General features: G+C 34.9%; 23 protein-coding genes. 16 read left to right on the top strand and 7 right to left on the bottom strand.

Annotation, left to right across the window (positions count from 1 at the left end; translation table 11 throughout):
* Window positions 1-4: 4 nt before the first annotated feature.
* The 6 genes from J3U00_RS10805 to pgi all read left to right on the top strand — a co-directional run bounded on the left by J3U00_RS10805 (window position 5) and on the right by pgi (window position 6,570).
* Entirely contained in the window at window positions 5-934 is a 930-nt protein-coding gene (locus J3U00_RS10805; protein ID WP_267332389.1) for an ABC transporter permease subunit, read from the top strand.
* Entirely contained in the window at window positions 927-1,787 is an 861-nt protein-coding gene (locus tag J3U00_RS10800) for an ABC transporter permease subunit (protein ID WP_065735240.1), read from the top strand. Before J3U00_RS10805 ends, J3U00_RS10800 begins: the two co-directional genes overlap by 8 nt.
* A gap of 2 nt (window positions 1,788-1,789) precedes the next feature.
* Complete coding sequence (gene sapD, locus J3U00_RS10795) at window positions 1,790-2,779, top strand: putrescine export ABC transporter ATP-binding protein SapD (protein WP_065561781.1); 990 nt, start codon at window positions 1,790-1,792, stop codon at window positions 2,777-2,779.
* A 15-nt stretch (window positions 2,780-2,794) separates the two neighbouring features.
* Window positions 2,795-3,607 (top strand): ATP-binding cassette domain-containing protein, encoded by an 813-nt coding sequence (locus J3U00_RS10790; RefSeq protein ID WP_065561782.1) that lies wholly within the window; start codon window positions 2,795-2,797, stop codon window positions 3,605-3,607.
* 208 nt (window positions 3,608-3,815) lie between these two features.
* Window positions 3,816-4,745 carry a homoserine O-acetyltransferase MetA gene (gene metA / locus J3U00_RS10785; RefSeq protein ID WP_267332388.1) on the top strand — a complete coding sequence of 310 codons (930 nt, stop codon included), beginning with the start codon at window positions 3,816-3,818 and terminating at the stop codon, window positions 4,743-4,745.
* Window positions 4,746-4,920: 175 nt separating this feature from the next.
* Window positions 4,921-6,570 (top strand): glucose-6-phosphate isomerase, encoded by a 1,650-nt coding sequence (gene pgi / locus J3U00_RS10780; RefSeq protein WP_267332387.1) that lies wholly within the window; start codon window positions 4,921-4,923, stop codon window positions 6,568-6,570.
* Between the two features lie 94 nt (window positions 6,571-6,664).
* On the opposite strand, the gene crr is transcribed toward pgi, so the two are convergent.
* The 4 genes from crr to J3U00_RS10760 all read right to left on the bottom strand — a co-directional run bounded on the left by crr (window position 6,665) and on the right by J3U00_RS10760 (window position 9,682).
* Entirely contained in the window at window positions 6,665-7,168 is a 504-nt protein-coding gene (gene crr, locus J3U00_RS10775; RefSeq protein WP_065561785.1) for a PTS glucose transporter subunit IIA, read from the bottom strand.
* A gap of 9 nt (window positions 7,169-7,177) precedes the next feature.
* Window positions 7,178-8,905 carry a phosphoenolpyruvate-protein phosphotransferase PtsI gene (gene ptsI, locus J3U00_RS10770; RefSeq protein ID WP_220225519.1) on the bottom strand — a complete coding sequence of 576 codons (1,728 nt, stop codon included), beginning with the start codon at window positions 8,903-8,905 and terminating at the stop codon, window positions 7,178-7,180.
* A gap of 52 nt (window positions 8,906-8,957) precedes the next feature.
* A complete protein-coding gene (ptsH, locus tag J3U00_RS10765) occupies window positions 8,958-9,215 on the bottom strand; it encodes a phosphocarrier protein Hpr (protein ID WP_065561787.1) in 258 nt (85 codons plus the stop codon).
* Between the two features lie 140 nt (window positions 9,216-9,355).
* Window positions 9,356-9,682: a hypothetical protein gene (locus J3U00_RS10760; protein WP_065561788.1), complete on the bottom strand. Its 327-nt coding sequence runs from the start codon at window positions 9,680-9,682 to the stop codon at window positions 9,356-9,358.
* Between the two features lie 129 nt (window positions 9,683-9,811).
* Between J3U00_RS10760 and J3U00_RS10755 the strand changes: the two genes are divergently transcribed.
* Window positions 9,812-10,354, top strand: a complete 543-nt coding sequence (locus J3U00_RS10755) for a YecA family protein (RefSeq protein WP_065561789.1) — start codon at window positions 9,812-9,814, stop codon at window positions 10,352-10,354.
* Window positions 10,355-10,387: 33 nt separating this feature from the next.
* Entirely contained in the window at window positions 10,388-11,701 is a 1,314-nt protein-coding gene (gene pepP / locus J3U00_RS10750; protein ID WP_267332386.1) for a Xaa-Pro aminopeptidase, read from the top strand.
* A 91-nt stretch (window positions 11,702-11,792) separates the two neighbouring features.
* Here pepP and J3U00_RS10745 read toward each other — a convergent pair whose 3' ends face one another.
* Entirely contained in the window at window positions 11,793-12,608 is an 816-nt protein-coding gene (locus tag J3U00_RS10745) for a TonB family protein (protein WP_267332385.1), read from the bottom strand.
* A 154-nt stretch (window positions 12,609-12,762) separates the two neighbouring features.
* On the opposite strand from J3U00_RS10745, the gene ispB reads away from it, so the two are divergent.
* A complete protein-coding gene (gene ispB / locus J3U00_RS10740) occupies window positions 12,763-13,746 on the top strand; it encodes an octaprenyl diphosphate synthase (protein WP_065561792.1) in 984 nt (327 codons plus the stop codon).
* 153 nt (window positions 13,747-13,899) lie between these two features.
* Window positions 13,900-14,772 carry an EamA family transporter gene (locus J3U00_RS10735; protein WP_267332384.1) on the top strand — a complete coding sequence of 291 codons (873 nt, stop codon included), beginning with the start codon at window positions 13,900-13,902 and terminating at the stop codon, window positions 14,770-14,772.
* 68 nt (window positions 14,773-14,840) lie between these two features.
* On the opposite strand, the gene ffh is transcribed toward J3U00_RS10735, so the two are convergent.
* The gene (gene ffh / locus J3U00_RS10730) at window positions 14,841-16,208 is read right to left on the bottom strand and encodes a signal recognition particle protein (protein ID WP_065561794.1); all 1,368 of its coding nucleotides are present in this window, start codon (window positions 16,206-16,208) and stop codon (window positions 14,841-14,843) included.
* 146 nt (window positions 16,209-16,354) lie between these two features.
* On the opposite strand from ffh, the gene J3U00_RS10725 reads away from it, so the two are divergent.
* From J3U00_RS10725 to galU, 6 genes are all read left to right on the top strand, one after another.
* The gene (locus J3U00_RS10725; protein ID WP_267332383.1) at window positions 16,355-16,738 is read left to right on the top strand and encodes a RidA family protein; all 384 of its coding nucleotides are present in this window, start codon (window positions 16,355-16,357) and stop codon (window positions 16,736-16,738) included.
* A gap of 264 nt (window positions 16,739-17,002) precedes the next feature.
* The gene (locus J3U00_RS10720) at window positions 17,003-18,199 is read left to right on the top strand and encodes an aromatic amino acid transaminase (protein WP_267332382.1); all 1,197 of its coding nucleotides are present in this window, start codon (window positions 17,003-17,005) and stop codon (window positions 18,197-18,199) included.
* 63 nt (window positions 18,200-18,262) lie between these two features.
* Window positions 18,263-18,373, top strand: coding sequence for an entericidin A/B family lipoprotein (locus tag J3U00_RS10715; RefSeq protein WP_370632592.1), 111 nt, complete (start codon window positions 18,263-18,265; stop codon window positions 18,371-18,373).
* Between the two features lie 47 nt (window positions 18,374-18,420).
* Window positions 18,421-18,918, top strand: a complete 498-nt coding sequence (locus tag J3U00_RS10710) for a hypothetical protein (RefSeq protein ID WP_267332381.1) — start codon at window positions 18,421-18,423, stop codon at window positions 18,916-18,918.
* A 10-nt stretch (window positions 18,919-18,928) separates the two neighbouring features.
* Entirely contained in the window at window positions 18,929-19,459 is a 531-nt protein-coding gene (locus tag J3U00_RS10705) for a DUF2569 domain-containing protein (protein ID WP_267332380.1), read from the top strand.
* 1 nt (window position 19,460) lies between these two features.
* Window positions 19,461-20,375: a UTP--glucose-1-phosphate uridylyltransferase GalU gene (gene galU, locus J3U00_RS10700; RefSeq protein ID WP_267332379.1), complete on the top strand. Its 915-nt coding sequence runs from the start codon at window positions 19,461-19,463 to the stop codon at window positions 20,373-20,375.
* Between the two features lie 80 nt (window positions 20,376-20,455).
* Here the strand turns inward: galU and J3U00_RS10695 are convergent, their stop codons facing one another.
* Window positions 20,456-21,877, bottom strand: a complete 1,422-nt coding sequence (locus J3U00_RS10695; RefSeq protein ID WP_267332378.1) for a cation:dicarboxylate symporter family transporter — start codon at window positions 21,875-21,877, stop codon at window positions 20,456-20,458.
* Window positions 21,878-21,946: the final 69 nt, after the last annotated feature.

Raw genomic sequence — 21,946 nt, 5'->3', positions numbered from 1 at the left:
AACAATGATTATCTATATTTTAAAAAAAATAGTGACGTTTTCATTTATTATCTGCGTACTTGCTCAGATCAGCTTTTGTCTGGTCTATTTTGATCCTCAATCTATTTTTAATGATTTAACTTTTGTTGATGCCTATAATGCTTTTTTTAAACAATTACTACAAGGTCAATTTAGGTTAGTATCAGGTGAAACTTTGCCATTTTTAGATACCTTATTAACAACGTTTGAACTTTGTATTTTAGCATTGCTTGTAGCTTTACTTATTGGATTACCTTTGGGTATTTTTCTAGGTTTAAGTAATATAAATTGGTTGAATACTACCATTCGTTTAGGCTGTTTAATCTTTTATTCTTGCCCGATTGTTATGCTCGCAACAATTGTAATGTTTTATCTTTCCTCGACAATGCCGATTTCAATGAACTTTGATATCGCACCATCAGTAACCGGAAGTTCTTTGCTAGATATTTTAATTTCATCAAGGCCAGATAAATTCACTGCATTGTTAGATCAGCTTCACTATTTACTTTTGCCAACAATTATTTTAGCTATTCAACCAAGTATTATGACCATTCAACTAGTTAGTGAAAATGTCAAAAATACTTCAAGACAAAATTATATTAAAATGGCAATTATCCGGGAACGTTCACCGTTTAAAGTGTTACGTCGACATTTATTACCAAATTCAATTCCGGTAACAATTCCACAATTGACATATAACACCACGACTTTATTATTTTTAACTATGGTTATTGAAATTTTATTCAATCGAGTTGGTTTAGGCCAATGGGTGATGATGGCTTATCGTAACCATAATTATTTTATTATTGCGATAGCAATTCTTGCGTGTGGAACAGTAATTAGTTTATTGACTTTATTAGGTGAGATAACAGCTATCGCTATTTATCCATTACGTCATAAGGAACATTATGTCTAGGATAATTTTGTTAGGTAAGCGAATAAATTCATGTTTCCAAAGACTTCATAGCAATTTATATCTGATCATAAGTTTTTATGGGGTTTTAGCAATTGCTTTTATTGCATTATCAACCAAATGGCTTTTTCATGCTCACTTGAACCCTATCTATGCAACTTCATTGCCTCCTGCTTGGTGGCCTAATGGAGATATTAATCACATATTAGGAACAACTGATCAAGGGCAAGATATTTTTGATTACTTATTAATTGGTTATCGGTCAACCATTTCAATGACTTTAAAAGCGGTTTTTTATGTCATCATAATCGGTGGAGTGATTAACTATTTAATGTTTTTTGTTTCATTTATTAGGCCTTTTATTTTATTTATTTTTAGATTTTTTATGGTCGTTCCGCCATTACTTGGTGTAATTGTTATTAGCTTGTTATTGGAAGATGATATTACCAATATTTTAATTGTGATTGGTTTATCCTATTCACCGCGCTTCATTTATAATATCCATCAACGTGTTATTAAGGAATGGAATAAAACCTATATTACTGCGTATCGACTCGATGGATTATCCTCATTTTCTATCTTAAATCATTATATTATCCCTAATATTTTACCCGTTTATTTGGCTGAAATTGTTTCATTATTTGGTTCAGTTATTTTAGCGATAACAACAATTACCTTTTTGGGTTTTGCTAATGATTTTTCTCGGCCAGATTTAGGCATGATGATGTTTAAGATGAAAGATATGATGGATGTTAATTTGCTTGCTTTTTTAGCTCCGGGTATTGCTGTGTCTACTACAATTACTTTGGTTTATTTATTCAATTTTGGATTATTTGGCCAGCGAGTAGGACATTAATTATGGCATTATTAGACATTCGTAATTTAACTATTGAGTTTATTACTCCTGATGGCCTTTTACGCGCAATTGACCGCGTGAATTTGAAGCTGTCTGAAGGCGAAATTCGAGGTCTAGTTGGCGAGTCTGGTTCTGGTAAAAGCCTTATTGCTAAAGCTATATTGGGTGTGACAAATCATAATTGGAAAATATCTGCTGATCGTTTTCATTTTAATGATATCGATTTACTTAAATTAACACCAAAACAACGTCGAAAAGTCATCAGTGACCATATTTCGATGATTTTCCAAGAACCGCAGTCTTGCTTGGATCCCTCAATGAAAATAGGGCAACAGTTAATCGAGGCTATCCCACGAAGAACCTTTAAAGGACATTGGTGGCAGCGTCTATTTTGGCGTAAACATCGAGCTGTTGAATTATTACATCGCGTTGGAATTAAAGATCATAAAGAAATCCTTAAATCATATCCTTTTGAATTAACGGAAGGTGAATGTCAAAAAGTGATGATTGCAATTGCATTAGCAAACCAACCTAAGTTACTTATTGCAGATGAACCAACTAATGCTATGGAAGCAACAACTGAAGCGCAAATCTTCAGGTTATTAGCGAGTATGAATCAGAATATGGGGACGACTATTTTACTTATTAGCCATGATTTACAAATGGTTACTCGCTGGACAGATCGTATCAATGTCCTTTATTGTGGACAAACCGTTGAGGTTGCGGATAGTGAAGATTTAATAAAATCGCCTTATCATCCTTATACTCAGGCATTGATTTATGCTATACCTGATTTTGGTAAAGCCATGCCACATAAAAGTCCATTGAACACGTTACCAGGGGTTATCCCTTCATTGGAGCATTTACCTATTGGTTGTCGATTAGGGCCACGATGCCCTTATGCTCAAAAAAAATGTATTCAAGCACCTGAACTTATTCTTATAAAAGATCATTCTGTGGCTTGCCATTTCCCATTAAATACTGATGAGTAAATACAGGAATAGTTAATGAACCCAATATTAAAAGTCCGAAATTTATCAAAACGATTTAAAATTCCTAAAGGGCTCTTTGGTCATTTACAAATTGATGCCGTTAAACCATTATCGTTCTCGCTCAACGAAGGTAAAACACTTGCCATTATAGGGCAAAATGGTTCAGGAAAATCGACACTAGCCAAAATGCTGGTGGGTATGATAAAACCAGATAGTGGGGATATTTGGATTGACGGTAATAAAGTTGAATATGGTGATTTTGTTCATCGGTCACAACTTATTAGAATGATTTTTCAACATGTTGAAAGCTCTTTTGACCCAAGACTTCGTATTGGTCAATTACTTGAAATTCCACTTAAACGCAATAGCAATTATAGCGCTCTTGAACGTGAAAAATTGATTAGTGATGTTTTAAAACAAGTAGGGTTACTGCCTGAACATGCTTCTTATTATCCATCAGTGATGGCAGCAGGGCAAAAACAACGCGTCGCATTGGCTAGGGCCTTAATTCTGAAACCCAAAGTTATTATTCTCGATGAAGCTTTAGCTGCGTTAGATATTTCAATGCGTTCACAGATTGTTAATTTGATGTTGTCTTTACAAGAAGAACAGAATATTTCTTATGTCTATGTAACTCAAGATATTGGTATGATGAAACATATCAGTGACCAAATTTTAGTTATGCATAATGGTGATTTAGTTGAATATGGTAATACTGCTGAAGTCTTAGCTTCGCCATTAAGCGAAATCACACAAAAACTGATTAATAGCTATTTTGGTGAGGCTTTAACCGCAGATACTTGGCGGACCGATACTCGAATCATTTAAATTTTATTTTTACTATTTATATTACTATCATCACACTTATTTGTTAATTCATATAATCTGCTATTGTTCTGATTTTGTTTAAAATATTATATCTATTTTTTCTAACAAAACGCTCGACAATCTTTCTAAAAAACACTATATTTAGCTATATGGATTTCTAGACGTCTATTTGAAATATTATAAAAAGTAATTAATAGGAGCTTTTAATATGCCTATATGTATTCCAGATTCATTACCGGCAGTAGATGTGTTACGTAATGAAAATGTATTTGTGATGACTTCAACTCGTGCTAATACTCAAGAAATTCGTCCACTAAAGCTTCTCTTCTTAAATTTAATGCCTAAAAAGATCGAAACTGAAAATCAGTTTTTACGTTTGCTTTCCAATTCATCTTTACAAGTCAATATTCAACTCTTGCGTATTGATCAACGTGAATCCAAAAATACCCCTGTAGAGCATTTAAATAGCTTTTATTGTGATTTTGAAGATATTCGTGAGCAGAATTTTGATGGTCTTATCATAACTGGAGCACCATTAGGTAAAGTCGCATTTTCAGATGTAGTGTATTGGCCAAAATTAGCTGAAATAATTACTTGGGCAAAAGATCATGTTACTTCAACAATGTTTGTTTGCTGGGCTGTACAAGCTGCATTAAATGTACTCTATGATATGCCAAAATTTACTCGCTCACAAAAATTGTCAGGCGTCTATCAACATCAAATCATACAACCTAATGCACTTTTAACTCGAGGTTTTGACGATACTTTTTTAGCGCCACATTCACGTAATGCTGATTTTCCAACAGATAAAATTAAAAGTTATACTGATTTGACGATTTTAGCTGAATCAGATTTAACCGGTCCATATTTGATGGCAACTGCTGATAAACGTATGGCTTTTGTAACAGGGCATCCAGAATATGACTCCTTCACCTTAGCTAATGAATATAATCGAGACTTGAAAGCTGGAATAAATCCGGAAATTCCTTACAACTATTTTCCTGAAAATAACCCAAATTTAACGCCAAAAGCCACATGGCGAAGCCATGCTTATTTATTATTTAGTAACTGGCTCAATTATTATGTTTATCAATTAACACCATTTGATTTAACAACTCGCAATTTGACAATTGATTAAATGGGAAAGTAAATAAATTTATAAACTAGATACCTACTGGTAAAAAAGTTTAATTAATTACCAGTAGATAGAATTTTTCAACTAACTTAATTTGAATGGATAAATCCTTATCTTGCATCATGTTATCCATAGTTATATCATGGTTAATAGTGCTATATTAATTAAGGAATAAGTTATGTTAAAGTCAATAGATCCAACTACTACATCCGCTTGGAAGTCCCTTCAAGTTAGTTATCAGAAGCATTGCGATAAGACGATTGCTCAAATTTTAAAAGATGAACCTAAACGAGTTGAAAAGTTAAGTATTCCTTTTGAAGATGAGTTCTTGGTTGATCTGTCTAAAAACCGCATTACTGAGGAGACCTTAAAGCAACTTTATCAGCTTGCTGACGAGTGTGATTTAAGCGGGGCTATTAATGCCATGTACAGTGGTGAAAAAATTAATCGTACCGAAAATCGAGCCGTTTTACATATTGCGCTTCGCAATGTATCAAATTCACCAATTTATGTTGATGGTAAAAATGTTATGGATGACGTCAATGCTGTGCTGGCTAAGATGGAATCCTTTAGTAAAAAAATTATTAGTGGTGAATGGAAAGGCTATACTGGTAAAGCGATTACTGATGTAGTTAATATCGGAATTGGAGGTTCAGATTTAGGACCAGTGATGATTACCGAAGCATTACGCCCTTATAAAAACCATCTAACTATGCACTTTGTTTCTAATGTCGATGGTACTCACATTGTTGAAGCTTTAAAAGGTTTAAATCCAGAAACAACGCTATTTTTAGTTGCATCGAAGACCTTTACAACTCAAGAAACTATGACTAATGCACAAACCGCTCGTCAATGGTTACTTGATGCTGCAAAAGATGATAAAGCTGTTGCGCTTCACTTTGTAGCTTTATCAACCAATGCCAAAGAAGTAGAAAAATTTGGTATTGATACTGCCAATATGTTTGAATTTTGGGATTGGGTTGGTGGTCGTTATTCTTCTTGGTCTGCAATCGGCTTATCAATTGTACTTTCAATTGGTTTTGAAAACTTTAAACAGTTTTTAGCTGGTGGACATGCGATGGATAAACATTTCCAAAGCACACCAATTGAAAAAAATATCCCAACATTACTTGCTTTAATTGGGATTTGGTACAATAACTTCTATGGTGCAGAAACCGAGGCAATTCTACCTTATGATCAATATATGCATCGCTTTGCAGCTTATTTTCAGCAAGGGAATATGGAATCAAATGGTAAAAGTGTTGATCGTAATGGCAACAAGACTACTTATACTACAGGTCCTATTATTTGGGGTGAACCAGGGACAAATGGTCAACATGCGTTTTATCAATTAATTCACCAAGGTACTAAACTTATTCCTTGTGATTTTATTGCACCGGCAATTAGTCATAATCCAGTTGGCGATCATCATCCTAAATTGCTTTCTAACTTTTTTGCTCAAACAGAAGCTTTAGCTTTTGGTAAGACTGCTCAACAAGTAGAACAAGAGTTTCTTGCTGCTGGTAAAAAGCTTGAAGAAGTTAAATTTATTGTTCCATTTAAAGTTTTTGAAGGCAATAAACCGACTAACTCTATTTTAGTGAAAAAAATTACACCGTACACTTTAGGCGCATTAGTGGCGATGTATGAGCACAAAATCTTCACGCAAGGCGTTATTTTAAATATCTTTAGCTTCGATCAGTGGGGGGTTGAATTGGGTAAACAGTTAGCTGGTCGCATTTTACCTGAACTTGCTGATGATAAACCAGTCAGCTCGCATGATGAATCAACCAACAGCTTGATTAATCAATACAAAAAATGGCGTTAAACGAATTATTTGAACTCTATGTTTGATTATTTTCAATAAAAAACCTTCAGTGAAAACTGAAGGTTTTTTTTATGAGTAGTAACGTTGTGCGATGTTATTTTTTAACACGCATAATTGGTGTTTTACCTGCTTCAACTGAGCCGGATAACTTAGTTAATTCAACAACAGTTTCCATATTAGATATCACGACTGGTGTTAACACTGATTTGGCTTTACTTTCAAGTAAAGGCAGATCGATTTCGATGATGGTATCTCCAATTTTAACTTGTTGTCCTTCTTCGGCAACTCGTGTAAAACCTTCACCTTTTAATTCTACCGTATCTATACCGAAATGAACAAAAAGTTCGATACCTTCATCTGATTCAATAGCAAATGCATGATTGGTTTCAAAAATTTTACCAATTTTACCATTTAATGGTGCTACAATTTTATTACCAGAAGGTTTTATAGCAACACCATCACCAACGATTTTTTCTGCAAAAACTACATCTGGCACATCTTCGATCTTAACGATTTCACCACTAAGAGGTGCAATAATTTCGATGCTGTTTTTGTTATCATCAGATACAAATTGCTTTATTTTATCGAATAAACCCATCATTGCCTCCTAACAAATTTGCTTTTCAGCAGTATATTTTTCAATTAAATCGGTTATTTCTTTAGCTGTTGCTTTTTCAAGAACAGTATCAGCAAATTTCTTCGCTTCTTCATAATTAGTATTACGAATTAATTTTTTGATTTTAGGAATTGATACCGCACTCATACTGAACTCATCAAGCCCCATACCTAGTAATAAAATTGTTGCTCTTTCATCACCAGCAAGCTCTCCACACATTCCTGTCCATTTACCTTCTTTGTGAGAAGCATCGATTACATTTTTAATCAATGTTAATACTGATGGTGAAAGTGGATTATAAAGATGTGAAATAAGCTCATTACCACGGTCAACAGCAAGTGTATATTGGGTTAAATCGTTAGTTCCAATACTAAAGAAATCAACTTCTTTAGCTAAATGTCTAGCAATAACCGCAGCGGCTGGTGTTTCGATCATCACACCAATTTCAATGCTTTTATCGAATGCTTTACCTTCAGATGTTAATTGTTCTTTAAGGATATTAATTTCAGATTTTAGAATACGAATTTCTTCTACCGAAATAATCATTGGGAACATAATACGCAATTTACCAAATGCAGAAGCACGTAAGATTGCTCGTAACTGTGCATGTAGTATTTCTTTACGATCTAAACAGATACGAATTGCACGCCAACCTAAGAATGGATTTTCTTCTTTTGGTAAATGCATATATGGTACATCTTTGTCACCACCGATATCCATTGTACGAACAATAACTGATAGGCCATTAGTTGATTCAGCAACTTCTTTATATGCTTTGAATTGTTCATCTTCATTAGGATAAGCTTCACGATCCATGAATAAGAATTCTGTACGATAAAGCCCAACACCTTCATAACCATTACGATCTGCACCAGCAATATCACGAACAGTACCAATATTTGCACAAATTTCAACTTGATGACCATCAAGTGTTACAGCGGGTAGATCTTTTAATTTTGCTAACTCTTCTTTATCAGCAAGATATTTTGTTTGTACTTGTTTTAGTTTTTCTTGAGTTGCATGATCTGGATTAATGTAGATAGCATTGTTGATTGCATCTAAAATAACAAAATCACCTTGTTTGATTTCTTGTGTCGCATTAGATGTCCCCACGATTGCTGGAATTTCTAATGAACGGGCCATGATTGATGTATGTGAAGTGCGCCCTCCCGCATCAGTGATGAAACCTAACACCATATCTAAATTTAATTGAGCAGTTTCAGACGGTGTTAAATCAGTCGCAACTAAAATACAAGGTTGGCTAATAGCACTTAGATCAACAATTTCGATGCCTAAAATATTTTTTAGCAGTCGTTTACCAATATCACGGATATCGGCAGCACGTTCTTTTAGATATTCATCATCTAAATTTTCTAACTCTTTTGCTTGGGTTTCAAATACAGATTGGACAGCTGCGTCAGCACTTGAGTGTTTACTTTTAATGCGTGAAATAACTTCTTGTTCAAGATCTTCATCTTCAAGAAGCATGATATGACCTTCAAAAATAGCAGCTTTATCCTCACCTAAAGTGGTTTTAGCTCGTTCCATGATCGCATGTAATTGTTCGCTTGATTTTTCACGTGCTTCTTTAAAACGATCAATTTCAGCGTCAATTTTGTTATCAAGAATTTGCCTATTATTTATAACAATAGGTTCTTCTTTTAATAATAGCGCTTTTGCAAAAGCGATACCTGGGGAAACAAGTATACCTGATACCATAACATTTAATCCTTATCTAATATTAAAACCGTTCAACGCTAACATGGGAGTATTATTCCAATTCAGGAATTAATTTTACTAAATGAGTTACTGCTTCTTTTTCATCTTCACCTTCGGCTGAAATAGTAATAGTTGTACCTTGAGTTAAGCCTAATGTTTGTAATTTGAATAAGCTTTTAGCACTTGCACTTTTTCCATTTGATGTGACAGTAATTTCAGAATTGAAGTTTTTAGCTTCCTTTACAAATTGTGCAGCAGGGCGGGTGTGAAGACCGTTCGATGCAGTAATGGTTACATCTTGCTTGTACATAATTATTTTACTCCCAAAAATATATTTGTTCATGCGACAATATAAATAAAAACAGCTTGAAAGGCTAGTAAGATTTCACGGATATGTGACAATTAGTCAATCTTATTAGCGATACTTTACAAAGTAAGCTGAAATATTTATTAATATCGGTAAATTCGAGTGACTCTATCACTACATTTTTTAAATTCAACCTGACCGTGAATTCCTCGTTTGATATTTTCAAATACCATCTCTTCACTACCATCTAGTTGTGAGGCACGGATCTCGTCTCGGCAGAAAGCTTCAAACTTATCAAGTTCTTGTTCTCCATTGCCTAACTGATAATCTTTAGGTAAGTCTTGGCTGGTTATATAGGTATTATTCTGTACATCAAGAACAATCACACCTTTATTTTTCAGCCATGAACTACAAGCAGTTAACGATATAACTATATACAGTGATGTTAAAATTAATCTAAAAATGTTCAAAATAATTCCTTTATAAAGCACAATAACCTGTTTATTATTTACAGCTAGGCACAAATTATATACTAATAATGAGTGAAAGTGCAGAGGGATGTATTTTCACTATTATTACAAACTAATAAGGTGGAGTTAATGACTAATACCAAGATTTATGACGAGCTTAATCGTCAACTTATCCAAAATAAAGTTGGCATAACTGCAGCCGAGTTACATGGATTCTTATCTGGCTTATTAGCTGGAGGAAATCATGACGAAAGTTGGAGAGTGTTAGTTCAAGACATGTTGAATGATGGGCAAAAAATAGCTGAACCTTTAAATAAGGAAGTGGAAGAATTATATCATACAACTAAACAACAATTTATTGATGAAGATTTTGAGTTCCAACTTCTACTTGGTGAGCAAGATTTGTTTACACAAATTGACGATTTAGTGGGATGGGTAAATCATTTTTTATTGGGTATTGGTTTAGTTCAACCTAAACTTAATCGAGTCAAAGGTGATGTGGGTGAAGCAATATATGATCTAAGACAAATAGCTAAACTCGGTTATGATGAAGATGAAGATCAGCAAGAGCTGGGCTTTGCATTTGAAGAGATCAAAGAGTACGTTCGCATTACGGCGATGTTATGTTTTGATGAATTTAATGAACCCGATATCACACCAACACTTCACTAATATACGATATTACTGATTATCAAGGTAAACGCTATGATAGATATTCAGACCAAGACAGAACTGCTAGATCGGCGAAATAAATTATTGGCTCAGATGGAGCCAAATAGCATTGCCTTATTTTTTGCTTCACCAGAAGTTAAACGAAGTAATGATACCCACTATCCTTATAGACAAGATAGTGACTTTTGGTATTTTACTTTTTTTGCAGAGCCAGAAGCGCTTTTGGCAATAATTAAGCAACAAGACGGTCAAGGACGATATATTTTATTTAATCGCAAGAAAGATCCTTTAGCCGAAACATGGACTGGCTATCGCTTAGGCCAGCAAGAGGCATTAACAAAGATTTTAGTCGATGAGGCTTATCTTTTCGATGATATAGAGAGTGTTCTACCAAATTTAATAAATGGAAAAAAAGCAATTTATTATGCAGACCAGCTATATGATTATGCTGACGAGATAATTAAGAAAGCAATCAATACATTACGGCAAGGTGCTCGATTTAAACTTTCTGCGCCGAGTACAGTTATTGATTGGCGACCAATTGTTCATGAAATGCGAATGTTTAAGTCTGAATATGAAATGGCTCTTTTACGTAAAGCGTGCGAAATCAGTGCTCAAGCACATATTCGGGCAATGCAAAAATGCCAGGCTAATTGGTATGAATATCAATTAGAAGCTGAAATATTACATGAGTTTGCATGGCATGGCGCTCGATGGCCGTCATATAATACTATTGTAGGCGGAGGTAATAATGGTTGTATATTGCATTATGAAAATAATAGCGACACGCTCAAAGATGGCGATTTAGTCTTAATTGATGCAGGTTGTGAATATCATTATTATGCAGGTGATATTACTCGAACATTTCCGATTAATGGTAAATTTAGTCAAGCACAACTCGAAATATATAACATTGTGTTAACTGCGCAATGTACAGCTATCAAATTATTGAAACCAGGCACCTCAATATCATTAGTTAACCAAAAAATTATTCGGATTATGGTTGAAGGATTAGTTAAGCTTGGAATTATGCAAGGTGATGTTGAAACATTGATTACAAACAAAGCTTATTTAGCATTCTATATGCATGGATTAGGTCACTGGTTAGGTATTGATGTGCATGATGTTGGCAGTGATCGTGATCGCATACTCGCTCCGGGTATGGTCTTAACCGTTGAGCCTGGACTTTATATTAATAAAGATGCTGATGTGCCAGAATGTTATAAAGGTATTGGGATTCGTATCGAAGATAATATTTTGGTTACCGAATCTGGCAACGAAATTTTAACCTCAACGGTACCTAAACAACCGCAGCAAATTGAACTTTTAATGCAAAAGAATAGATAAACTATTTATCAACTAAGCACTAATTGAATTATAAAATTAGTGCTTTTTCAGTTTTTTATTCAATAATGGTTATTGATTGAGGAATGAGTGATTAATTGCTTCCTAAGCTAATTGAACTATCACGATTGAAAACAATTTTTATTTTGAGATCTTTTCCGGCAATCGGCTTATATTTCCACATTTTCATTGCTGAGATAACCGAGCGATTAAAAATATTATTAGGTTGGGCTTCAATAATCCTAATATTTTCAACACGGCCCTCACTAGTTACATCAAACATAGCAACAACATAACCTTCTAAGCGCATATCTAGTGCTCTTCGAGGATATTCTGGTCGATTACGACTAATTGGAGAGGGATTACCAGAATATTGTCGATTATCAGATACTTTAGGAGCTACTGAAGTATTTGCTATATTATCACTTACCACATCTTGTCTAACTTGTTGACGAGATGATTTTTGTGTCGGTGGTTTTTTCTTATTTGGTTTAGGTTTAACAATAACTGGTTTATCTGGCTCTGTTGCTGTTTTTTTTTGTTCTATTTCAGGTGTAGGTTCCGGAATCTTTTCTTCAACGACTTCTGGCTCTACGACTGGTTCTTCAATTGGTTTATTGTCAATGATTTCACTGTTTTTAGCACCTTTGATTTCAGGTGTTTCTTCAACCAATGATTGTTCCGGAGCTGCTAACTGAGTAAGGTCAATCATAACAGCTTTAATTGAATTATCACCTTCATCAACAACGATATTATTTGCAAACAGTGCAGAGCTGAACAATAATCCAAATAAAAATAAATGTGATATTACAGAGATCGATGTATATATATAGGCATCCTTTTGCTTATTAGAAGCAGGTGATTGCGGCTCTTTTTCGTTGTTGATATCTATATCAAAGTTGATCTTCATAACAGTAATTAATGTTCATTTAAGGTGTGTATTCTAAATGAAAATGCTTATCATTTGTAGTATTTTTTTAAATATGATTTAGCAATACTTGTTGCTTAAAAATATTTATCAGATAATAGTAAATAAATATCTCCCATTTGTAGTGGTTAGACTGATGAATAATCCATCGATAAAACAAATACTCGATCTAGTGCAAGATGATTTAGTTAAAGTTAATGAAGCAATACAAGCAGAACTTAGTTCCGATGTTGTACTAATTAATCAATTAGGGAATTACATCATTAGTAGTGGTGGAAAACGGATTCGCCCAGTTATTGCCTTGTTAATAGCTAAAGCGCTTAATTATCAGGGTGATAAACATATTATTACCGCAGCTTTTATCGAATTTATTCACACTGCAACTTTATTGCATGATGATGTTGTTGATGAATCTGATTTACGGCGAGGTAAATCAACCGCTAATGCGCTATTTGGTAATGCGGCAAGTGTCTTAGTTGGTGATTATATTTACACAAGATCTTTCCAAATGATGGTACGCACAGAATCATTCAAAGTATTGAAGATAATGTCAGAAGCAACAAATATTATTGCTGAAGGTGAAGTTCAACAGCTGATAAATTGTAATGATCCTGATATTACTAAAGAGCAATACTTACAAGTTATTTATCGCAAAACAGCAAGACTGTTTGAAGCAACATCGCATTCAGCAGCAGTATTAGCAGGAGCAACACCAGAGCAAGAATTTGCACTGCAAGAGTATGGAAAATACTTGGGTACCGCCTTTCAAATTATTGATGACTTATTAGATTATAGTGCGGATAGTAATCAAAAATTAGGTAAAAATTTGGGTGATGATCTCAATGAAGGTAAACCAACCTTACCATTATTGCATGCAATGCATCATGCTAATTCAGAAGATGCGACATTAATCCGTCAAGCTATCGAGCAAGGTAATGGCAGGCATTTATTAGATCATATTTTAAAAGTTATGCAGTCGTGTGGATCTCTTGAATTTACTTTAAAAACGGCTCAGCAAGAGGCCAATAAAGCATTCAATGTTATTTCAATCTTACCTGATTCCCCTTATAAAAAAGCGCTACAAGATCTGGCTTTACTATCAGTAAAAAGGGATAACTAAACGTGATGTGATATTGAAAAAATATTATTTATACGATTCGTTTAATAATAAAGCTTTTAGCGAAATATCGTAATAATCTTAAATTGATTTTACGTTGCTGTATAAACAAATTGCTTCCCTTAATATGCAATTACTTTAATCTAGGTAGTCATTATGCTCAAAAGATCTTGGCCTGTTTTTTTAATTTTTATTTCGATGATATCAGTGCAAGCAAGTGCTTCATTTGCTAAATACTTGTTTCCTGTACTAGGGCCTGAGGCGATGACAGCATGGCGGTTGTTTTTCTCAGCGATTTTATTGGTAATAATCTTTAAACCTTGGCGTAAAACTATTACTAAGCCAGCCATTAAATATATTATTCTGTATGGTGTCGCTATGGGATGTATGAATTTGGCTTTTTATAATGCCATATCTCGAATCCCAATAGGAATTGCTGTGGCAATAGAGTTAACTGGACCAATTATGGTTGCGATGTTTTCAGGGCGCCGATTAACAGATTTTGTTTGGTTAGCTATTGCGATCATTGGATTGGTGATGTTGCTTCCTATTCATCAGGCTTCTAACGATTTGGATCCTATCGGTATATTACTAGCTTTATGTGCAGGAAGCTGTTGGGCTGGTTATATTGTTTTTGGGCGAAAAGCGGGTGAAATTTATGGTGCCTCAAGTGTTGCGGTAGGTTCGATTATTGCCTCAATATTACTCTTTCCTATTGGTGTATGGCACAGTGGTAGCACCATGTTTTCGATGGATCTGTTGCCTCTCGTTTTTGTCGTTTCATTATTGGCGTCTGCTATTCCATATGGACTGGATATGATCGCTTTGCCACGATTACCCGCACAAACTTTTAGTACTCTGATGAGCTTGTCACCTGTATTTGCTGCGTTTTCTGGATTAATTGTTTTACACGAACAGTTAACTCATTATCAATGGATTGCTATTCTATTTATTATAGTTTCATCGATTGGTACTGTATTAACTATGCAGCGTCCAACTAAAATTAAAGCGCTAAATCGAGAAAATTGAGTTTATTGAAATACTATCGTGTAACTTTGCACGATAGTATTTTATTGAAAGAAAAGCGAAGTAAAATGTTATCTAGGTGGGAAGCCCATGCCTCCACCCATTAGACCTTTCATTTGGCGCATCATCTTCATCATGCCACCACCTTTCATCTTTTTCATCATTTTTTGCATATCTTCAAACTGCTTAAGCAGCTTGTTAACATCTTGCACTTGGGTACCTGAACCATTAGCAATACGGCGTTTGCGTGAGCCTTTGATGATTTCGGGATTAGCTCGTTCTTTTAATGTCATCGAACCAATTATGGCTTCCATCTTGATGGTGATTTTATCATCCATCTGTGCTTTGATATGATCAGGAAGTTGACCAACGCCAGGTAGTTTAGCCAGCATAGCGCCCATTCCACCCATATTACGCATTTGTCGAAGTTGATCTTGGAAGTCATTAAAATCAAACTTATCGCCTTTTTTGAGTTTTTTGGCGATTTTCTCTGCCTTTTCACGATCAACATTACTCTGTAACTCTTCAATTAAAGAGAGTACATCACCCATCCCTAAAATACGTGAAGCGATACGGTCAGGATAAAAAGGTTCTAATGCATCCGTCTTTTCACCCATCCCTAAGAATTTGATTGGTTTACCGGTAATATGACGAATCGATAACGCTGCACCGCCACGAGCATCACCATCCACCTTAGTTAAAATAACCCCGGTCAAAGGTAATGCATCATTAAATGCTTTTGCCGTATTAGCAGCATCTTGCCCGGTCATAGCATCGACCACAAATAACGTTTCAATTGGATTGATTGCATCATGCAGTGCTTTGATTTCATCCATCATCTCGCTATCGACATGTAATCGACCAGCGGTATCGACAATAAGGACATCAAAAAATTGTAATTTAGCATGTGAAATTGCTTTGTTAACAATATCAATAGGTTTTTGATTGATATCTGACGGGAAGAACTCCACATCAATTGCTTTAGCTAGTGTTTCTAACTGTTTTATTGCCGCAGGGCGATAAACGTCGGCAGAGACAACTAATACTTTCTTTTTCTGTTTTTCTTTTAAAAATTTTGCTAGTTTTGCGACGCTGGTAGTTTTACCCGCACCTTGCAAACCTGCCATGAGAATGACGGCTGGAGGCTGGGTGGCTAAGTTAAGTGAACTATTAACTTCACCCATAGCTGTAGTAAGTTCTGCTTGAACGATTTTGATGAATTCTTGGCCTGGTGTTAGGCTTTTATTAACATCTAAACCAACAGCTTTTTGTTTAACTTGGTTAATAAATTCTCGTACCACAGGTAGGGCAACATCAGCCTCAAGTAATGCCATACGGACATCACGTAGGGCATCTTTGATATTATCTTCAGATAAGCGTCCACGCCCACTAATATTGCGAAATGTCTGTGATAAACGGTCAGTTAAATTCTCAAACATGCTAACTCTCAACAAATGAAAAAATTTTCAACTATCATATCAGAAAATTGGCAGAAGTCCCATGATCATAAATTTACCATGACTTGACACCAAATTTGGTTCCTGTTGAAATGAGATGCATAACAAGATGAAAGGAGAAATCATATATGGTAAAAGTTGTTAATACCAACAAAGCACCAGCAGCTATAGGTCCTTATGTTCAAGGTGTTGATTTGGGCAACATGTTATTTGCATCAGGTCAAATTCCAATTAATCCAGCTACAGGTGAGATGCCAAGTTGTGTCAAAGAGCAAACTAAACAAAGTTTAGCGAATGTAAAAGCAATTGTTACTGAGGCAGGATATCAAGTTAAAAATATCGTTAAAACGACGATTTTTTTAGCGGATATGAATGATTTTGCGGATGTGAATAGTGTCTATGAGGCATTTTTTACAGAGAATCAGGCAACATTCCCTGCTCGTTCTTGTGTGCAAGTTGCTCGCATTCCTAAAGATGCGAAAGTTGAAATAGAAGTTATTGCGGTTAAATAATCGACTTATAATTGTTAGCACCGAAAGGTGCTAATGAAGTAAAAAAAGTTGAGGAACGGGGTTTTTGAGGTTTTTTTATTTAAAATCCCTTTTTTGACCATCTATTCTAACGTTTTATATCCAAATCAGTCTTTTAAACGGTCTATTTTATTATCCTAAAATTATTTATATTTAAACTATTATTTAGTGATTGATTGCCAATTAAGTTGGTGCAATAATCTACAATTATCTATTGATATTTACTGATTTAATTAGGTTGGGAAAATGTTTGAAAAAGTAGAGTCGTACGCAGGGGATCCAATATTATCATTAGTCGCTGAATTCAATAATGATAAGCGCGAAAACAAGACCAATTTGAGTATTGGTTATTATTATGATGAAAATAGTGTGGTTCCTCAATTATCGTGTATTAAAACGGCTCGTGACTATATTTATCATCATCAACAAGGCGCACAACTTTATTTGCCGATGAGTGGCTTACCGAGTTATTGTCAGGCAATCCAATCATTGCTTTTTGGTGAAGATAATCCTGCTTTTCAAACGAAGCGGATAGCCACTGTTCAGACATTAGGGGGATCAGGTGCGCTGAAAGTCGGTGCTGACTTTTTATATCGTTATTTCCCTAATTCTCAAGTTTGGGTTAGTGATCCAACTTGGGAGAATCATATTGCCATTTTTAATGGCGCAGGATTTAAGGTAAATAAATATCCCTATTTTGATCCTAAGACTTGTGGCGTGAATTTTGATGCGATGCTTGAAACACTTAATACCTTACCAGCTAAAAGTATTGTGTTATTGCATCCTTGCTGCCATAACCCAACTGGTGCAGAATTAACAAACCAACAATGGGACAAAGTGATTGATGTTTTACAAAACCGAGATCTCATTCCATTTATGGATATCGCTTACCAAGGTTTTGGCGAAAGTATCGAAAGTGATAGTTATGCAATAAAAAAAGTGGCTGATCGAGGATTATGTGGGTTTATCAGTAATTCGTTTTCTAAAACTTTTTCACTTTATGGTGAGCGAGTGGGCGGTTTATCCGTTTTATGTGATAATAACCAAGTGGCTAATCGAGTGTTTGGTCAATTACAAGCAACGGTTCGTCGAAATTATTCTAGTCCTGCCGCTTACGGTGCACAACTTGTATCATACGTATTAAATAATGCTGAACTTAAAGCTTTATGGTTTAAAGAAGTCGAATCAATGCGTAATCGTATTGTTATCATGCGCTCAACATTAGTCGATTTATTAAAAACAGCAGCACCTAAACAGAATTTTGACTACCTACTTAAACAAAGAGGTATGTTTAGTTACACCGGTTTTTCTAAAGAGCAAGTCGCACAACTAAAAGATGATTTCGCTGTTTATTTGGTGGGCAGCGGGAGAATGTGTGTGGCGGGTTTAAATCACCATAATATACATCGTGTAGCAGAAGCATTTGCCACAATCAAATCATAATGTGACTAACTAGAGGAGAATCACATGTTACGTAAAGTATTTATTTTATTGGTAAGTATCGCGATGACAACACTTGTAGTAGGTTGTAACACGGTTAAAGGTGTAGGTAAAGACGTGCAATCTGGCGGTAAAGCTATTACCAATACTGCCGAAGATGTTAGTGAAAAATTGTAAATAATAAATGGGTTTGCTTATAGCTTCTTAAAAGCAAACAAAACCATATGTATCGACTATTTATTTTAGCATTTTTACTTGTAGGGTGTGGTTCGTTGAACTTTCGAACTGCACCTTTAATCATGGATAATTGCCAGTATCAAAATCGTTCTGGTGTTGAATTTAAGTTAAACCAACTTGAATCCAATCTTACACAATATCCCCATATTTATCTTTCACAAAGTCGAGCTAGTCGACACTTACCCATGAGTTATGCTGGCTTAAAAGGCAAATTAACAGGTCAAACTTTTGAGCGAGATTATCCAAAAGAGACTTTTTGGCGTAGTACTAATATATTTGAAAGAGCATCAATGTATGATGATGGTTATGATGATCTTTACATTAGCGCCAAACAGAAAGAAGAACGCGATCGTAAAGCAAAGTTTGTTGTTAAAGAAGCTGTGTTAGAAACGTGTCAAATTGTTTATATTTCCATTGATTCTTTAGCTAAAGACAGTGATAATTCGTCATTAATTAAATTTAATGATTTATCTATTATTCATTAAGGATCTTTATATGACGGATAATCCAAAACTTAAAGGATTAGGTGGCTGGCTTATAGTTGTTGCAATATTCATCGTATTTACGCTTGTACTAAATCTATTCACTATTGGCTTTATTGTAATGACTTTGAAGTTCCATGGGAGTGATTTTATTAATCAAGTTTCTGACCAATATATTCCTAATATTAGTTGGATTTTATCTGTAGAAATAGGTCTAAACGCAATTTTAATTCTTTTTGCTATTTATTTGCTTTATCTTTTTTTTACTAAAAACTATAAATTTCCTTATTATATGCTAGGTTATCTATTCACTTCATGTTCATTTCTTCTTTTGGACCAATATCTTTGTTATCATTATACTAAACTTCCGATCGAATCAAGAGAGATAGCTAAAACAGTAAAACAACTCATTTGGAGCGGTATTTGGGCTGCTTATATATTAAGATCAGAGCGAGTTGTAAATACCTTTGTTGAAGGACAATGTAAAAGTCATAACAATATAATTAATTTATCATTTTATTATTTTATTATTTTAAGGAATTAAAATGCCATTAAATTTTGAATCATCTATTAAAGGAATAGTTAAAAAAGCAGTTATACCTGTTGCTGGTCTTGGCACAAGAATGTTACCTGCAACCAAAGCGATTCCTAAAGAGATGTTACCTGTGGTTGATAAACCACTTATTCAGTATGTTGTCAAAGAGTGTATTGCGGCAGGGATAACTGAAATTATTTTTGTAACGCACTCGTCTAAAAATTCTATAGAAAATCACTTTGACACCAGTTTTGAGCTTGAAGCTATGCTTGAGGCCCGAGTTAAACGTCAACTCTTGCAAGAAGTACAAGGGATTCTGCCCAAAAACGTGACGATTACTAGTGTTCGCCAGGGGTTAGCAAAAGGACTTGGTCATGCTGTGCTTTGTGCTTATCCTTTAGTTGGTGATGAGCCTTTTGCTGTAGTATTACCGGATGTGATTATTGATGAGTATGATAGTGATCTTACTCAAGATAATTTAGCGGCGATGATTAATAATTATCATAACACTAAACATAGCCAAATCATGGTCGAACCTGTGCCAAAAGATCTTGTTTCATCTTATGGTATTGTTGACTGCCGTGGTGAAGAGTTATCTGCAGGTAATGTAACGCAAATGTATAGTGTAGTTGAAAAACCGTCAATAGAAGAAGCGCCATCTAACCAATCAGTTGTTGGTCGTTATGTTTTGTCTGAGAAAATTTGGCCGTTGTTAGCGAAAACACCTTTAGGTGCTGGTGGTGAAATTCAATTAACTGATGCAATTGCAATGTTATTAGAAGAAGATCCAGTTGACGCATACTGTATTAAAGGCCGAAGCCACGACTGTGGTAATAAATTGGGTTATGTACAAACTTTTGTACAATACGCAATGCGTCACAAAAGTTTGGGTGATGATGTTAAAGCATGGTTAAAAACCATTTAATTTTGTTTTTCCGCTGATATAAAAAGACGCCAATTGGCGTCTTTTTGTTAATTAAATTAAACTGAAAATTATCTTTATTGTTAAACTTCAGACTGTTCATTATCCAAAGTCACATTAGGATCATTATAAATATCCATATTCATTAATCCAACTTCATGATCGGTTGCTATTGCTGCGGTCATTGATCCAGATACATTAGCTAACGTTCTGGCCATATCAATGATTGGATCGACGGCTAACACCATACCAATTAATGGGAAGTATTCAGCCATACCCATGCCTGAAAGTACGACAGTCGCTGCGACTGTTGCAGTGCCTGGAATACCTGCGATACCAATTGATCCGATAACTACCACAATGACTAGCATTATATAGAATTGAATATCAGTATTAATGCCTACCATATGAGCAACCATAACCGCGAGTAAGGCTGGGAAAAAGCCAGCGCAGCCATTCATTCCCATTGTACTTCCGAGTGATCCAACTAGATTCGCTGTACCTGTATTGACGCCCATTCTGACGGTCAATGTTGAGATAGTCATCGGTAATGTACCAACAGATGAGCGGCTAGTGAAAGCAAGTAACCATGTGCCAAGTGCTTTTTTGATAAATACGATAGGTGAAATTCCATGAAGCATGACAATCACAATATGCACAACAAGCATTATTATGGTTGCAAGGTAAATCGCTAATACAAAGCTTGATACATCAATAATTGCTGGGATACCGTTTGAAATAATTGTACGAGCAAGTAAAGCAATCACCGCATAAGGCATATATTTAATAACCGTCATGGCAATTGACATGATAATTTTATAAAGCGCTTCAATAAAGGTTTTAAAAAGAGCAATAGGTTGTGGATTCTTTTTTTCCATTCGGTTTGCGGCAAGTCCCATCAATGCTGAAAAGATAACTAAGCCTACAATATTCTCTTTTACCATAGAGCCGATGATATTACTTGGAATAAGATTCACGAAAGTATCAATAATATTGGTATATTGTTTGGCGGTAGCCGTTTTGGTTGATGCTGAACTCAACTCACCTAATGATAGTAAATTTGCTAAAATAATACCGACAATACAAGCGATGGCTGTAGTGAATAGTAACCAAAAAATTCCTCTGAATGCTATTTTCGGCAAATTGTCTTTACCAGAAAAATCAATAATCACTTTTACAATTGAGACAAAAATTAATGGAATCACTAACATGCGTATGAAGGCAATAAAGGCACGACCAAACAAACCATACCATGTTGCTGTTTCTTGCATCCAAACAGTTGAACTTTCTGGAAAACCGGCTGCAGCTTGAATACCTAAACCAATAACAGCACCAAGCACCAATCCGACTAACATTCTAATGGAAAAATTAACTTTTTTGGTTTGCATCGGTCGCATGACGGCAAAAAAGCAAAGCAGTAATAAACCAATCCCGATTATAGTTTGATAATGGGTGATGGATAAGAACTTTTCGAAAAAAGTGCCCTGAAAAATGGCATCTGACATGTTTACCCCCAGCTTTTGGATAAAATTGAATTAATTTTTAATAATCTTTTATGGTTTGGATTAAAACCA

It is taken from the genome of Gilliamella sp. B3127, from assembly GCF_026536935.1.
Classification (GTDB): Bacteria; Pseudomonadota; Gammaproteobacteria; order Enterobacterales; family Orbaceae; genus Gilliamella; species Gilliamella apicola_E.
Note: the sequence above shows the minus strand (reverse complement) of the source record. Positions and strands in the feature narration are given on the sequence as shown.